The sequence below is a fragment of the Pseudomonas sp. NBRC 111124 genome, from assembly GCF_001320245.1.
In the GTDB taxonomy this organism is placed as follows: Bacteria; Pseudomonadota; Gammaproteobacteria; order Pseudomonadales; family Pseudomonadaceae; genus Aquipseudomonas.
In genome coordinates this window covers 40170-55892 of sequence record NZ_BCBA01000042.1, presented here as the reverse complement: position 1 = coordinate 55892, position 15723 = coordinate 40170, and the positions used below count along the sequence as shown (strand labels likewise).

The 15723-nt window shown below is 62.8% G+C and carries 12 protein-coding genes and 1 pseudogene; 3 read left to right on the top strand and 10 right to left on the bottom strand.

The window, feature by feature from the left end; all coding sequences use genetic code 11:
* Positions 1 to 59 precede the first annotated feature (59 nt).
* The 4 genes from APH28_RS16865 to APH28_RS16850 form a co-directional block, all read right to left on the bottom strand.
* Positions 60 to 2906, bottom strand: coding sequence for a valine--tRNA ligase (locus APH28_RS16865; protein ID WP_060511257.1), 2847 nt, complete (start codon positions 2904 to 2906; stop codon positions 60 to 62).
* A 146-nt stretch (positions 2907 to 3052) separates the two neighbouring features.
* Positions 3053 to 3424, bottom strand: a complete 372-nt coding sequence (locus APH28_RS16860; RefSeq protein WP_060511256.1) for a hypothetical protein — start codon at positions 3422 to 3424, stop codon at positions 3053 to 3055.
* Between the two features lie 5 nt (positions 3425 to 3429).
* Positions 3430 to 3858 (bottom strand): DNA polymerase III subunit chi, encoded by a 429-nt coding sequence (locus tag APH28_RS16855; RefSeq protein ID WP_060511255.1) that lies wholly within the window; start codon positions 3856 to 3858, stop codon positions 3430 to 3432.
* Positions 3859 to 3908: 50 nt separating this feature from the next.
* The gene (locus APH28_RS16850) at positions 3909 to 5402 is read right to left on the bottom strand and encodes a leucyl aminopeptidase (RefSeq protein ID WP_060511254.1); all 1494 of its coding nucleotides are present in this window, start codon (positions 5400 to 5402) and stop codon (positions 3909 to 3911) included.
* Between the two features lie 289 nt (positions 5403 to 5691).
* Between APH28_RS16850 and lptF the strand changes: the two genes are divergently transcribed.
* Positions 5692 to 6807 carry an LPS export ABC transporter permease LptF gene (gene lptF / locus APH28_RS16845; protein WP_060511253.1) on the top strand — a complete coding sequence of 372 codons (1116 nt, stop codon included), beginning with the start codon at positions 5692 to 5694 and terminating at the stop codon, positions 6805 to 6807.
* Positions 6800 to 7861 (top strand): LPS export ABC transporter permease LptG, encoded by a 1062-nt coding sequence (gene lptG, locus APH28_RS16840; protein ID WP_060511252.1) that lies wholly within the window; start codon positions 6800 to 6802, stop codon positions 7859 to 7861. Before lptF ends, lptG begins: the two co-directional genes overlap by 8 nt.
* A 42-nt stretch (positions 7862 to 7903) precedes the next feature.
* Here the strand turns inward: lptG and APH28_RS16835 are convergent, their stop codons facing one another.
* From APH28_RS16835 to gcvH, 6 genes are all read right to left on the bottom strand, one after another.
* A complete protein-coding gene (locus tag APH28_RS16835) occupies positions 7904 to 8398 on the bottom strand; it encodes an RDD family protein (RefSeq protein ID WP_060511250.1) in 495 nt (164 codons plus the stop codon).
* Positions 8399 to 8489: 91 nt separating this feature from the next.
* Positions 8490 to 8699 (bottom strand): cold-shock protein, encoded by a 210-nt coding sequence (locus tag APH28_RS16830; protein WP_016392187.1) that lies wholly within the window; start codon positions 8697 to 8699, stop codon positions 8490 to 8492.
* Between the two features lie 357 nt (positions 8700 to 9056).
* Positions 9057 to 10178 carry a glycine cleavage system aminomethyltransferase GcvT gene (gene gcvT / locus APH28_RS16825; protein ID WP_060511248.1) on the bottom strand — a complete coding sequence of 374 codons (1122 nt, stop codon included), beginning with the start codon at positions 10176 to 10178 and terminating at the stop codon, positions 9057 to 9059.
* 26 nt (positions 10179 to 10204) lie between these two features.
* On the bottom strand, positions 10205 to 11581 hold the full coding sequence (locus tag APH28_RS16820) for an L-serine ammonia-lyase (RefSeq protein WP_060511246.1): 1377 nt from the start codon (positions 11579 to 11581) through the stop codon (positions 10205 to 10207).
* Positions 11582 to 11733: 152 nt separating this feature from the next.
* Positions 11734 to 14589, bottom strand: coding sequence for an aminomethyl-transferring glycine dehydrogenase (gene gcvP, locus APH28_RS16815; RefSeq protein WP_060511245.1), 2856 nt, complete (start codon positions 14587 to 14589; stop codon positions 11734 to 11736).
* A gap of 11 nt (positions 14590 to 14600) precedes the next feature.
* Entirely contained in the window at positions 14601 to 14984 is a 384-nt protein-coding gene (gene gcvH, locus APH28_RS16810) for a glycine cleavage system protein GcvH (protein ID WP_060511243.1), read from the bottom strand.
* Between the two features lie 348 nt (positions 14985 to 15332).
* Here gcvH and APH28_RS28165 point away from each other — a divergent pair.
* A pseudogene (locus tag APH28_RS28165) lies at positions 15333 to 15713 on the top strand (cytochrome c); the annotation flags it as partial.
* Positions 15714 to 15723: the final 10 nt, after the last annotated feature.

Genomic DNA, 15723 nt, shown 5'->3' with positions numbered 1-15723 from the left:
GACGGTACCGTACCTGTAAGAGCTGGCTTGCCGGCGATGGGCTTTAGCTGCGCTTTGGATTAGAGCGCAGCAATCCGCGCATGCTGCTCGGTAAAGTTGGCCAAGGCCTGCTCGGACTCGGCCAGCTTGGCGCGCTCCTTCTCGATCACCGCAGGCGGTGCCTTGTCGACGAAGGCCGCGTTGGAGAGCTTGCCGCCCACGCGCTGGACTTCACCCTGCAGACGCTGGATTTCCTTGCTCAGGCGAGCCAGCTCGGCGTCCTTGTCGATCAGGCCGGCCATCGGCACCAGCACCTGCAGGTCGCCCACCAGGGCGGTAGCCGACAGCGGTGCTTCGTCGGCATCGCCGAGCACGGTGAACGATTCGACCTTGGCCAGCTTCTTCAGCAGCGCTTCGTTTTCCTGCAGGCGACGCTGGTCGTCGGCGTTGGCGTTTTTCAGGAACAGCGGCAGTGGCTTGCCCGGGCCGATGTTCATTTCGGCGCGGATGTTGCGCAGGCCGACCATCAGCTCCTTGAGCCACTCGATATCACCTTCGGCGGCGGCATCGATGCGGCTTTCATTGGCCACTGGCCATGGCTGCAGCATGATGGTCTTGCCTTCGATGCCGGCCAGCGGCGCGATGCGCTGCCAGATTTCTTCAGTGATGAACGGCATGAACGGGTGCGCCAGGCGCAGGGCTACTTCCAGCACGCGCACCAGGGTGCGGCGGGTGCCGCGGGCGCGCTCGACCGGGGCGTTCTCGTCCCACAGCACCGGCTTGGACAGCTCCAGGTACCAGTCGCAGTACTGGTTCCAGATGAACTCGTACAGCGCCTGGCTGGCCAGGTCGAAGCGGAACTGCTCAAGCTGGCGGGTCACTTCGGCTTCGGTGCGCTGCAACTGCGAGATGATCCAGCGGTCGGCCAGCGACAGCTCGTAGGCTTCGCCGTTCTGGCCGCAGTCTTCGCCCTTGTCCAGCACGTAGCGGGCGGCGTTCCAGATCTTGTTGCAGAAGTTGCGGTAGCCTTCGACGCGACCCATGTCGAACTTGATGTCGCGGCCGGTGGAGGCCAGCGAGCAGAAGGTGAAGCGCAGGGCGTCGGTGCCGTAGCTGGCGATACCTTCCGGGAACTCGGCCTTGGTCTGCTTGGCGATCTTCTCGGCAAGCTTGGGCTGCATCATGCCGCTGGTGCGTTTTTCCAGCAGGGCGTCGAGGGTGATGCCGTCGACGATGTCCAGCGGGTCAAGGACGTTGCCCTTGGACTTGGACATCTTCTGGCCCTGGCCATCGCGCACCAGGCCGTGCACGTACACGGTCTTGAACGGTACCTGCGGGGTGCCGTCCTCGTTCTTGATCAGGTGCATGGTCAGCATGATCATGCGCGCAACCCAGAAGAAGATGATATCGAAGCCGGTCACCAGCACGTCGGTGCTGTGGAACTTCTTGAGGAATTCGGTCTGCTCCGGCCAGCCCAGGGTGGAGAAGGTCCACAGGCCCGAACTGAACCAGGTGTCGAGTACGTCGTCGTCCTGACGCAGTTTCACGTCGGCACCGAGGTTGTGCTTGCTGCGCACTTCTTCCTCGTTGCGGCCAACATAGACCTGACCCGCCTCGTCGTACCAGGCCGGGATGCGGTGGCCCCACCACAGCTGGCGGCTGATGCACCAGTCCTGGATGTCACGCATCCAGGAGAAGTACATGTTCTCGTATTGCTTGGGCACGAACTGGATACGGCCATCTTCCACGGCTTCGATGGCAGGTTCTGCCAACGGCTTGGTGGAAACGTACCACTGGTCGGTCAGCCAAGGCTCGATGACAGTGCCGGAACGGTCGCCTTTCGGCACCTTCAGGGCGTGGTCATCGATGCTGACCAGCAGGCCTTGGGCGTCCATGTCGGCGACGATCTGCTTGCGTGCGACGAAGCGGTCGAGGCCGGCGTACTGGGCAGGCAGGCTAGTATCGACCTGCTCGTTGACGCTGCCGTCGAGGTTGAAGGCCTGGGCGGCGGACAGCACCAGGGCGTTCTTGTCGAAAATGTTCAGCAGCGACAGGTTGTGTCGCTTGCCGACTTCGTAGTCGTTGAAGTCGTGGGCCGGGGTGATCTTCACGCAACCGGTGCCGAATTCCGGGTCGCAGTAGTCGTCGGCGATGATCGGGATGCGACGGCCGACCAGCGGCAGCTCGACGAACTTGCCGATCAGGGCCTGGTAGCGCTCGTCGGTCGGATTGACGGCAACGGCGGCGTCACCCAGCAGGGTTTCCGGGCGGGTGGTGGCGACCACCAGGTAGTCCTTGCCCTCGGCGGTCTTGGCGCCATCGGCCAACGGGTAGCGCAGGTTCCACAGGTGGCCCTTTTCGTCGTGGTTTTCCACTTCGAGGTCGGAGATCGCCGTGTGCAGCTTGGTGTCCCAGTTGACCAGGCGCTTGCCGCGGTAGATCAGGCCATCTTCGTGCAGGCGCACGAAGGCTTCCTTGACTGCCTCGGACAGGCCGTCGTCCATGGTGAAGCGCTCGCGGCTCCAGTCTACCGACGAGCCCAGGCGACGAATCTGGCGGCTGATGTTGCCACCGGACTGATCTTTCCATTCCCAGACTTTTTCCAGGAATTTCTCACGGCCCAGGTCGTGACGGTTCTGGCCCTTGGCCTCGAGCTGGCGCTCGACCAGCATCTGCGTGGCGATACCGGCGTGGTCGGTACCTGGCTGCCACAGGGTGTCGCGGCCTTGCATGCGGCGGAAACGGATCAGGGCGTCCATGATCGCGTTGTTGAAGCCGTGGCCCATGTGCAGGCTGCCCGTCACGTTCGGTGGCGGGATCATGATGGTGTAGGACTCACCTGCACCTTGTGGAGCGAAATAGTTTTCGGACTCCCAGGTGTTGTACCAGGAAGTTTCAATGGCGTGCGGCTGGTAGGTCTTATCCATGCGCGGCGGGACCCTGTGCATTTATTCGGGAAAGCCGAAAAGTATAACGAAGGCACAGGGTTTAGGCGACAGGGGCGGACAGAAGACCGAGATTTCCTGCAAGAGCGGCCTTGTGTCGCGAAAAGGGCGCAAAGCGCCCTCAAGGCTTATTCGGAACGCTTGATCAACCGCTCGATCCGCGCATCGAGGCGGCGCTTGATCTCGTTCTCGATGTGCGGAGTGAAGTCGTTGATCACGTCTTGCATGATCATCTGCGCTGCGGCACGCAACTCGCTTTCCAGGTGCAGCAGGGTGTCCTGGCGGCGGGTCTGCGGATCATCCTCGGGCTCAGCGGCCTGAGGCTCGGCCTCGGGCGCTGGTGCCGGGTTACCTGCAGGCACATCGAGCAACAGCGGAATCTGCTCGACCGTTTCGGTCAGCAGCGGCGGCTGCAGGTCGGCATCGCCGAGCAGCTGGCGAATCGACTCCAGATCATCAAGCAGATGGGAGGAATCGGGTAGGGCGGAAGGCTTGTCCATCGTCGTTAAAGTCGCTGTAAGCGGTGGTCTTGCAGAGCATAGCCCTGTTCACGGTAGAAACGGAACCGCTCGCGGGCCGATTGGCGAATGCCGGGTTCCTCGACAACGATCTCGGCAACCCGCTCGAACTGGCCGACGAACCCCGGCACACCGGCGCCCAGGTTGATCAGCAGGTCACGGTGCTCGCCGGCATCGTCGGCAAGGCCCAAGGCTACCGCGGCATCCGCGTGGAGTTCGGCCAGGTCATGGGGCACGAACGCTTCGCCCTTGAAACGCCACAGGCGTTGATCCAGTTCGGCACGCTGTTCTGTGTCCTGGCAGTGCAGGTACACCCGGTGGCCGAGACGCCAGGCCTTCTCGCACAGCTTGCAGGCGAAATCCAGCCGTGCCGACAGCGAGTCGGTGGGCAGGATATAGAAATCGACTTTGCTCATGGTGTGTTCTGCCAGCCAGCGGCGCCTGGGACGCCGCCGGCTTCACGGCATCAGGCGCCGGCGCGGTCGAGCAGGTACTGAGTCAGCAGTGGAACCGGGCGACCGGTAGCGCCTTTGTCCTTGCCGCCGCTGATCCAGGCTGTGCCGGCGATGTCCATGTGAGCCCAGTTGTAGGCCTTGGCGAAGCGCGACAGGAAGCAGCCCGCGGTGATGGTGCCGGCCTTCGGGCCACCAATGTTGCCCATGTCGGCGAACGGGCTGTCCAGCTGCTCCTGGTACTCGTCGAACAGTGGCAGCTGCCAGGCACGGTCGTCGGCACGCTTGCCGGCGTCGAGCAGTTGGCCGACCAGCTCGTCGTTGTTGCCCATCAGGCCCGAAGTGTGGCTGCCCAGGGCAACGATGCAGGCGCCGGTCAGGGTGGCGATGTCGATCACTGCCTGTGGCTTGAAGCGCTCGGCGTAGGTCAGGGTGTCGCACAGCACCAGGCGGCCTTCGGCGTCGGTGTTGAGGATTTCGACGGTCTGGCCGCTCATGGTGGTGACGATGTCGCCCGGGCGGGTGGCGCCGCCGCTTGGCATGTTCTCGGCGCAGGCCAGCAGGCACACCAGGTTGATCGGCAATTGCAGCTCGAGTACCGCACGCAGGGTACCGAACACGCTGGCGGCGCCGCACATGTCGTATTTCATTTCATCCATGCCGGCGCCTGGCTTGAGGCTGATGCCGCCGGTATCGAAGGTGATGCCTTTGCCCACCAGCACGAACGGCTTGTCGGCCTTCTTGCCACCCTGGTAGTTGAGCACGATCAGGCGTGGCGGCTGGTCGCTGCCCTGGCCCACGGCATAGAACGCGCCCATGCCCAGGTCCTTGATCTTCTTCTCGTCCAGCACTTCGACCTTCAGGCCCTTGTGGGCCTTGCCCAGGTCCTTGGCCTGCTCGGCCAGGAAGCTTGGGTGGCACAGGTTCGGCGGCAGGTTGCCCAGGTCGCGGGTGTAGGCCATGCCGGAGGCGATGGCGCTGGCGTGCTTGACGGCACGCTCGACCTCGGCCAGGCCGGCCTTGTCGGCCAGCAGGGTGACTTTCTTCAGGGCGCGCGGTTCGGCCTTCTGGCTCTTGAAGCGGTCGAACACGTATGCGCCGTCGAGCAGGGTCTCGGCCAGCAGGCGGTACTTGCCGTAATGAGCGTCGCGGTTGCTGACTGCGATGTCATCCAGCGCCAGCACGGCATCGCCGCCGTTCAGGCCCTTGAGCACGCCAGCCACGCTGGCGACCAGTTTGCGCCATGCGCGGTCACCGAGGGCTTCGTCCTTGCCGCTGCCGACCAGCAGCACGCGCTCGGCCTTCAGGCCCGGCAAGCTCTGCAGCAACAGGGTCTGGCCAGGCTTGCCGGCCAGGTCGCCACGCTTGAGCACCGCGCTGATGGCGCCTTCGCTGGCCTGGTCGATGGCCTTGGCAACAGTACCGAGCTTGCGCCCTTCACCGACCGGTACGACCAGAGTGGCGGTTTTTACGGATGCAGCAGCTACGCTTTTTACAACCAGTTCCATGTCAGGGTCCCCGAATGATCTATGCAGTTGGCGCTATGCGATTTCGCGCTCTGGACGGGCCTGGCCGCGTTGTCGCGTGCCAGTGGAAAAGCTGCCAGTTTGAGCCTCTGGCAAGCGTGCTGACAAGCCCGATGTCGGCCTTCATGCGCGGCCAAGTGACAGGCGCGGCCAATCACAGGATAATGCGCGCACTTCATATGGAGGTTCGCCGTTGGCGAACCGGCTTTGGTCCTGGCTGTCACAGGCCAATGTTTGGCAGTCCGCCCCTGACAACCCAGGAGTGTCTGGTTTGATCGTCTTTCGTTATCTGTCCCGCGAGGTCCTGGTGACCTTGAGCGCCGTCAGCGCCGTGCTGCTGGTGATCATCATGAGCGGGCGCTTCATCAAGTACCTGGCCCAGGCGGCTCAGGGCATTCTCGACCCGGGCGTGTTGTTCCTGATCATGGGCTTCCGCATGCCAGGGTTCCTGCAGCTGATTTTGCCGCTGGGTCTGTTCCTCGGGATTCTTCTGGCCTACGGCCGGCTGTACCTCGAAAGCGAAATGACCGTGCTCTCGGCGACCGGCATGAGCCAGCAGCGTCTGCTGGGCCTGACCATGGCGCCAGCGGCACTGGTGGCCCTGCTGGTTGCCTGGCTGAGCCTGAGCCTGTCACCACTGGGCGTTGCCCAGGTGCAGAAAATCATCGCCCAGCAGGATGCCATGACCGAGTTCGACACCCTGGTGCCGGGTCGCTTCCAGACCCTGCGTGACGGTTCGCGGGTCACCTACACCGAGCAGCTGTCGGATGACCGCGTCAAGCTGGCCGGGGTGTTCATTTCCGAGAAGCGCTTCAATCAGGACAAGACCAAGGACCGTGCGCCTTCGGTACTGGTCGCCGAAAAAGGCCATCAGGAAATACAGGCAGACGGCAATCGCTACCTGGTGCTGGAGAACGGCTACCGCTACGACGGTAACCCGGGCCAGGCCGACTACCGTGCGATCAAGTACGACACCTACGGTGTCTTGCTGCCCAAGCCGGAAGTCGCCGAAGACGTGACCGATCGCGAAGCCATCCCGACCCTCGAGCTGTTCGGCAAGACCGACCTGCGCGAGCGGGCCGAGCTGCAATGGCGCCTGTCGCTGCCGATCCTGGTGTTCATCGTGACCCTGATGGCGGTGCCGCTGGCCCGGGTCAACCCGCGCCAGGGCCGCTTCCTCAAGCTGCTGCCGGCAATTCTTCTGTACATGGCTTACCTGACAATGCTGATTTCCGTACGCGGTGCCCTGGAGAAGGGCAAATTGCCGATTGGCCTGGGCATCTGGTGGGTGCATGGTCTGTTCCTGCTGATCGGCCTGGCCCTGATGTACTGGGAGCCGCTGCGCCTGAAAATGGCTGCCCGTCGTGCGGAGGTGGCCCATGGCTAAGCTCGACCGCTACATCGGCCTGAGTGTGCTGCTGGCCATCCTGGCCGTGCTGGGGATCATCCTCGGCCTGGCTTCGCTGTTCGCCTTCATCGACGAGATGGGTGAACTGAGCGACACCTACACCTTGCTGGACGCGGGCAATTTCGTTCTGCTGACGGCACCCCGACGCCTGTACGAAATGCTGCCCATGGCGGCACTGATTGGCTGCCTGATCGGTCTCGGCAGCTTGGCCAGCAACAGCGAGCTGACCATCATGCGCGCTGCGGGTGTCTCCATCGGCCGCATCGTCTGGGCGGTAATGAAGCCGATGCTGGTACTGATGCTGGTCGGCCTGCTGATTGGTGAATACGTTGCCCCGGTGACCGAGAACAAGGCCCAGGCAGACCGTTCCCTGGCCCAGGGTGGTGGTGAAGCGCAAAGCTCCAGGCATGGCATGTGGCACCGCCAGGGCGAAGAGTTCGTGCACATCAACTCGGTGCAGCCCAATGGCCTGCTGCTGGGTGTGACGCGTTACACCTTCGACAGCGAGCGCAAGATCCAGACCTCGAGCTTTGCCCGTCGTGCCCAGTACAACGACGACCACTGGACGCTCAGCGATATCAACACCACCTTCTTCCGCGGTGACCACACCGAAGTGGTGAAGACGCCGACCGAGCGCTGGGACGTTTCGCTGACGCCGCAACTGCTCAATACCGTGATCATGGCCCCCGAGTCGTTGTCGGTCACCGGGCTGTGGGATTACATCCATTACCTGTCCGACCAGGGCTTGAACAACGCCCGCTACTGGTTGGCGTTCTGGACCAAGGTGATGCAGCCGCTGGTAACTGCGGCGCTGGTGCTGATGGCGATTTCCTTCATCTTCGGCCCGCTGCGTTCGGTCACCCTCGGCCAGCGCGTGTTCACCGGCGTGCTGGTGGGCTTCGCGTTCCGCATCGGCCAGGACTTGCTGGGGCCGTCGAGCCAGGTGTTCGGCTTCCCGCCGCTGCTGGCGGTGGTGATTCCTGCGGGCATCTGTGCCTTGGCTGGGGTATGGTTGTTGCGTCGAGCGGGTTGATGCTTTGAGCCGCTGAAAAAGCCGACCCAAGGGTCGGCTTTTTTACGCCTGTTTTTTCTGCTTCGGCACCCGCACCAGCTGGGTTTCCGAATAGATGTCATGCCAGCCGCGCTGGCGTTTGTCGATCAGCGACCAGAAGAACCCGAGCCCCAGGCACAGCCAGGAGGCGATCGACACCACAAAGCGCAACAGTGCCTGCCACAAGCTGATCGCGCTGCCATCGGCGTTCTGCACGCGCACGCCCCACACCTGCATACCCAGCGTCTGACCGCCATGGGTCCAGAATTTGGCAAAGAAGCCGAACAGGGCGAACAGCAGAAGGGTCGATAGCAGCGGGTCGCCATCCAATGCGCCGGCCTCGGTCAGTTCACGCATGCGGGCTTCGCCGATGATCGCCATCTGGATCATCTTGTAGGCTCCGGCGGTGACGATCAGCAGTGCAGTGCACAGCAGAAAATCATAGAACATCGCCGCCAGGCGGCGGCCCAGGCCAACCGGTGGGAAATCACCCTGGGGGGAAAGCAGAGGCTTGGACATGCAGAACAGCTCCGAATGGCGAAGCCGCTATTCTACGGACAAAAAAAAGCCCCTGCACATGGCAGGGGCTTTTTAGGAGTCTGGCTTGTGCTTAGACAGGCTGGACTTTGTCAGCCTGCATGCCTTTCTGGCCTTGGACTGCTTCGAAGGTGACCTTCTGGCCTTCTTTCAGGCTCTTGAAGCCGTTGCCTTCGATGGCACGGAAGTGCACGAACAGATCCGGACCGCTTTCTGGGGTGATGAAACCGTAACCTTTTTCGTCATTGAACCACTTGACGGTACCGTTCTGACGCTCAGCCATTGTCTTATTTCCTATGAAGCTTAAATTTTAATGACAGTTTCTTTCACGTTATATAAAGGCGAAAGAGTACTGGGCTGGGTTGCAGGAAAGTAAGAGACGTCGAACGGGTTGTAGCAAATCTCGGCTACTGGCCCAGGTCACGAACTGTTGCGACCCATGCAAACACAGTGCGTTGACTCTACGCCAACTCCTGAGAAAAAAACAAGCCCTTGGTCGTATAGAAAACTGGCGTTTAGCCGATAACCGAAAAATTTGTCGGAAACGGCGTGGCGCCTGGCCTGGCGCCATGTCCAAAAGTTATTGGGCAGGTTCGAAATCGAATATCTACCCCCTGCCCGCACACCTCAGACCGAACCTTCAACCCCGATAGTAACGCTGTGCAACGAAAGGCATTTTGCTGACTTTCAAAGCCACCTTCTTACCGCGCACCAAGGCAAACAGTGCGGTGTCGAGTGCGCTGTGTTCGATATCGACATAGCCCATTGCAACAGGGGCACCGAGTGTCGGACCAAAACCGCCACTGCACACTTTGCCTACCGTTTTATCGAACGCATCAACAATATCCGCGCCCTCGCGTACGGGCGTACGTTCCTGCGGCAGCAGACCCACACGTTTACGTGTCACACCATCGCGCTGATGAGCAAATATCGCATCGGCACCAGGGAAGCCGGCGGCACGCTCGCCGTCGGCACGGCGTACTTTGGAAATTGCCCACAGCAGGCTGGCTTCGACCGGGGTAGTTGCGGTGTCCATGTCATGGCCGTACAGGCACAGACCGGCTTCCAGACGCAGCGAGTCGCGCGCACCCAGGCCGATAGGCTGGACTTCGGGTTCGGCCAGCAGGCGGCGGGCCAGGGCCTCGGCAGCGTTGACCGGAACCGAAATCTCGTAGCCATCTTCACCGGTGTAGCCCGAACGGCTGACGAAACAGTCTTCACCCAGCAGCTTCACCGGGCGGAACTGCATGAAGGTCATGCTGGCCACTTCCGGGGCCAAGCGCTCCAGCACCTTGACCGCCGCCGGGCCTTGCAGGGCGAGCAGGGCGCGTTGCTCGAACAGTGGCTGCACTTCACAACGGCTGCTGATGTGTTGCTGCAGGTGGGCCAGGTCCTGCTCCTTGCACGCAGCGTTGACCACCAGGAACAGGGTGTCGTCACCGAGATTGGCAACCATCAGGTCGTCGAGGATGCCACCTTGCGCGTTGGTGAACATGGCATAGCGCTGCATGCCCACTGGCAGGTCGATGATGTCCACCGGCACCAGCGTCTCCAGCGCCTTGGCCGCATCGGCGCCACGCAGGACGATCTGGCCCATGTGCGAGACGTCGAACAAGCCGGCCTGCTCGCGGGTGTGCAGGTGTTCCTTGAGCACGCCCAGCGGGTACTGCACCGGCATGTCGAAGCCGGCGAACGGCACCATGCGCGCGCCCAGTTCCAGGTGCAGGGCGTGCAGTGGGGTCTTTTGCAGTGTTTCGGACATCGATGACTCCTTGGTTTTTTGTCGGGTCAACATTCGATGATGTTGACGGCCAGACCGCCGCGGGCGGTCTCCTTGTATTTGCTTTTCATGTCGGCGCCGGTCTGGCGCATGGTGCGGATCACCTTGTCGAGCGACACGAAGTGCTGCCCGTCACCGCGCAGGGCCATGCGCACGGCATTGATGGCTTTCACCGAGCCCATGGCGTTGCGCTCGATGCAGGGCACCTGAACCAGCCCGCCGATCGGGTCGCAGGTCAGGCCGAGGTTGTGCTCCATGCCGATTTCAGCGGCGTTTTCCACTTGCTGCGGGGTGCCGCCCATCACTTCGCAAAGGGCTCCAGCGGCCATCGAGCAGGCCACGCCGACCTCGCCCTGGCAGCCGACCTCGGCCCCGGAAATCGAGGCGTTTTCCTTGTACAGGATGCCGATGGCAGCAGCGGTGAGCAGGAAGCGCACCACCCCGTCTTCGCTGGCACCCGGGACGAAGCGCATGTAGTAGTGCAACACCGCCGGGACGATGCCCGCCGCGCCGTTGGTGGGCGCGGTGACCACGCGTCCGCCGTAGGCGTTTTCCTCGTTGACCGCCAGGGCGTAGAGGTTGACCCAGTCGAGCACCGACAACGCGTCACGCAGGCTGGCCTCCGGATGGCGGCTGAGCTGGCGATACAGCGCGGGGGCGCGGCGCTTGACCTTGAGCCCGCCGGGCAGGATGCCTTCGTGCCGGCAACCGGCTTCGACGCAATCTTGCATCACCTGCCAGATGCGCAGCAGGCCGCTGCGTGTTTCTGCCTCCGGCCGCCAGGCCGCCTCGTTGGCCAGCATCACCTGGCTGATCGACAGGTGCTGGGTGGTGCAGTGGCCGAGCAACGCCTTGGCGGTCTTGAACGGGTAGGCCAGCACGGTGCTGTCCTCGACGATGCGGTCCTGGCCGGCGGCGTCCTCGTCCACCACGAAACCGCCACCCACCGAGTAGTACTCGCGGCTGCGGATTTGCAGTCCTGCTGCATCGAAGGCGCGAAAGATCATGCCGTTGGGGTGATAAGCCAGTGGCTTGCGCATCATTGCCAGGTGCTGCTTCTCAACGAAGGCGATGGTCTGCTGACCGAGCAGGCTGAGCTGGCCGCTGGCGCGGATGGCCTGCAGGCGGGCGGGGATGGTTTCGGTGTCGACGGTATCGGGGTGCTCGCCTTCCAGGCCGAGCAATACCGCCTTGTCACTGCCGTGGCCTTTGCCGGTGGCGCCGAGCGAGCCATACAGCTCGGCTTTGACGCAAACGGTGCTGGCCAGCAGGCCATCGCGGCGCAGCCCTTCGGCGAAGCGCGCGGCGGCGCGCATCGGGCCGACCGTGTGGGAACTGGAGGGGCCGATGCCGATCTTGAACAGGTCGAAGACGCTCAGTGACATGGGAACCTCCTGCCAGATTCGTTGGGCGGACGGTGAACCCTGTGGGAGCGGGCGTGCCCGCGAATGCGGCGCTGAAGCCAACGTCGCATTCGCGGGCACGCCCGCTCCCACAAAGGCCCACACCTCAAGTCAGGTAGCGGGGCCGAGGGCTATCAGGCGTCCTGATAGCTCTCGATCGACGGGCAGGCGCAGACCAGGTTACGGTCGCCAAACACGTTGTCGACCCGGCCGACCGGCGGCCAGTACTTGCTTTCCACCAGGCTCGGCAGCGGGTACACCGCCTGCTCGCGGCTGTAGCCATGGGCCCATTCGCCAACCAGCTCGGCCGCAGTGTGCGGGGCGTTCTTCAGCGGGTTGTCGTCCTTGTCCAAGCTGCCGTTTTCCACCGCGCGAATCTCTTCGCGGATCTGGATCATCGCGTCGCAGAAGCGGTCCAGTTCTTCCTTGGACTCGCTTTCGGTCGGTTCGATCATCAGCGTGCCAGCCACCGGGAACGACATGGTTGGCGCATGGAAACCGAAATCGATCAGGCGCTTGGCCACGTCATCGACACTGATGCCGCTGGTGTCCTTGAGTGGGCGCAGGTCGAGGATGCATTCGTGGGCGACCAGGCCATTGCCGCCGGTGTAAAGAACAGGATAGTGCTCTTCAAGGCGGCGGGCGATGTAGTTGGCGTTGAGGATCGCCATCTGCGAAGCACGCTTGAGGCCGGCACCGCCCATCATGCGAATGTACATCCAGGTGATTGGCAGGATGCTGGCGCTGCCGAACGGCGCGGCGCACACCGCGCCTTCGGTGTTCTCAAGCGCAGCGTGGCCTGGCAGGAACGGCGCCAGGTGCGACTTGACGCCGATCGGGCCGACGCCCGGGCCGCCACCACCGTGGGGGATGCAGAAGGTCTTGTGCAGGTTCAGGTGCGACACGTCGCCACCGAACTTGCCCGGGGCACACAGGCCGACCATGGCGTTCATGTTGGCGCCATCGATGTACACCTGGCCGCCGTTGTCGTGGATGATCGCGCAGATTTCGCCGATCGCTTCCTCGAACACGCCGTGGGTCGACGGGTAGGTGATCATGATCGCCGCCAGCCGTTCGCGGTGTTCGATGGCCTTGGCGCGCAGGTCCTCGACATCGACGTTACCGCGGGCATCACAGGCAGTGACCACCACACGCATGCCGGCCATGTGCGCGGTGGCCGGGTTGGTGCCGTGGGCCGAAGAGGGGATCAGGCAGATGTCGCGGTGGCCTTCGCCACGGCTGCGGTGGTAGGCACGGATGGCCAAGAGGCCCGCGTACTCGCCCTGGGAACCGGCGTTGGGTTGCAGCGACACGGCGTCGTAGCCGGTGGCGGCGCAGAGCATGGCTTCCAGCTCGGTGGTCATCTGCAGGTAGCCCTGGCTCTGCTCGGCCGGGGCGAACGGGTGCAGGTTGCCGAACTCGGCCCAGGTCACCGGGATCATTTCGCTGGCAGCGTTGAGTTTCATGGTGCACGAGCCCAGCGGGATCATGCTCCGGTCCAGCGCCAGGTCCTTGTCGGCCAGGCGGCGCAGGTAGCGCATCAGCTCGGTTTCGCTGTGGTAGCGGTTGAACACCGGGTGCTCGAGGATGGCCGACTGGCGCAGCAAGGCGGCCGGCAGGCGCGAGCCGGTGCTGGCGGCCAGGGCGGCGAAATCGGGTTGAACCTGGTCAGCGCCAAACAGCTGCCAGAGGGCTTCGACGTCAGCCTGAGTGCTGGTTTCGTCGAGCGACAGGCCCAGGTGAGCGGCGTCGATCTGGCGCAGGTTGATACGCTGGGCGCGGGCTTTGTCATGCAGGCTGGCGGTGGTGTTGCCGGTGGCCAGGGTCAGGGTGTCGAAGGCGGTTTCACCGACCACTTCCAGACCCAGGGTTTTCAGGCCGGCAGCCAGAATCGCGGTCAGCGCATGGGTGCGTTCGGCAATGCGCTTGAGGCCGGCCGGGCCGTGGTACACGGCGAACATGCTGGCGATGTTGGCCAGCAGCACCTGCGCGGTGCAGATGTTGCTGGTAGCCTTCTCGCGGCGGATGTGCTGCTCGCGGGTCTGCATGGCCAGGCGCAGGGCGGTCTTGCCGAAACGGTCGATCGATACGCCGACCAGGCGGCCCGGCATGTCGCGCTTGAAGGCATCGCGGGTAGCGAAGTAGGCCGCGTGCGGGCCACCGAAGCCCAGTGGCACGCCAAAGCGCTGGGCGCTGCCGATGGCTACATCGGCGTCGAACTCGCCCGGCGGGGTCAGCAGGGTCAGGGCGAGCAGATCGGCGGCAACGGCAACCAAGGCGTTGGCGGCGTGGAAGCGCTCGACGATTTCACGGTAGTCGAACACTTCGCCGTTGCTGGCCGGGTACTGCAGCAGGGCGCCGAAGAAGGCGCTGACATCGCTCAGTTCACGCTCGTCGCCAACCACGATCTCGATGCCCAGTGGTTCGGCGCGGGTGCGCAGCACGTCGAGGGTCTGCGGGTGGCAGTGCACGGAGGCAAAGAAGGCGTGGCTGGCCTTGTTCTTCGAAAGGCGCTTGCAGAAGGTCATGGCTTCGGCTGCGGCAGTGGCTTCGTCGAGCAAGGATGCGTTGGCGATCGGCAGGCCGGTGAGGTCGCTGATCAAGGTCTGGAAGTTCAGCAGCGCTTCCAGGCGGCCCTGGGAAATTTCTGGCTGGTACGGGGTGTACGCGGTGTACCAGGCCGGGTTTTCCAGCAGGTTGCGCAGGATTGGCGCCGGGGTGTGGGTGTTGTAGTAGCCCTGGCCGATGAAGCTCTTGAACAGTGCGTTCTTGCCGGCGATGGCTTTCAGCGCTGCGAGGGCATCGGCCTCGCTCTGGCCGTCTTCCGAGCCCAGCACGCTGGTGCCTTTGATGCTGTCGGGGATGACGGCGGCGCTCATGGCGTTCAGTGAGTCGAAGCCCAGGGTGGCGAGCATGGCCTGCTCGTCGGCGGCGCGTGGGCCGATGTGACGGGCGATGAATTCGTTGGCGGTGCCGAGGTTGATGGTCATGGTCGGATTCCTCAGGCGTCGTCGTTGGCTTTGATCAGGCGGTCGTAGGCGTCCTGGTCGAGCAGGGCGTGGACTTCGGCCATGTCGGCAGGCTTGAAACGGAAGAACCAGCCTTCGCCCAGCGGGTCTTCGTTGACCCGCTCGGGGCTGTCGTTGAGGCCTTCGTTGACTGCGACTACTTCGCCGGTCAGGGGCATGTACACGCCGCTGGCGGCTTTGACCGATTCGACGGTGGAGGCTTCGCTGCCTTTTTCATACTGCTGCAGTTCAGGCAGTTGCACGAAAACCACATCGCCAAGGGCGTTCTGGGCGTAGGCGGTGATGCCCACGGTGACGCTACCGTCAGCTTCGACGCGCAGCCATTCGTGATCTTCAGTGAAACGCAACTCGCTCATGGGGAATCCTCGGGAAGCAGGGCGTTGGGCGCGGTGCGTCCGCGCTCTTGGGTTGAGGAATCCTTAGCAATAATGCGGCCAATCAAAATAAATTCAATTAAATCAGTGACTTGTGCTATTGCCTTGGCAGGCTCGTCATTGATTTGTAATGAAAACGCTACAACGGCTGGGGCATAGAAAAGGGTTTGCGGATCAAACCCTTGGTTTGCTGCGCTGAAAAGGGCGTGTATTGATATCGATACGGTGTATTTAAATCAATACAAAGCGAATGGCCACGGCGTTGACAGCTTCGCAAACGCTCATTGATAGTGCTTCGGATCAACAGTGATAAATGCTCAAGGGATTAGCATGTTTCGAACCGCAGCCATTAAAACCACCGCCTTTACTGGGTTGCTGGCCTTCGGCCTGGCAGCGCCTTGCATAGCCGATGATGCGAACGGCAAGAAGATTTATCAGGCTCGCTGTGCCGTTTGCCATGGTGCCAATCTCAAGGGCACCGGGCCGCTGGCCAACAAAAGTAATCCGCCCACGCCAGACCTCACAACTTCCGCTTTCAGGCAAAGACTCAACGATTACCCGGGTGTCATCGTTTCGTCGGTCATCCTGCGTCCCAATGGTGATCTGATACCCAGGACGCTACGCGAGAATGGCGTGAAGATGCCGCCGTTTGCCTGGAGCGTTCAGGACTTTCGCGATTTGAACCACTACATGAGTGGCGTCATTTCAAAGCACCCCGAGT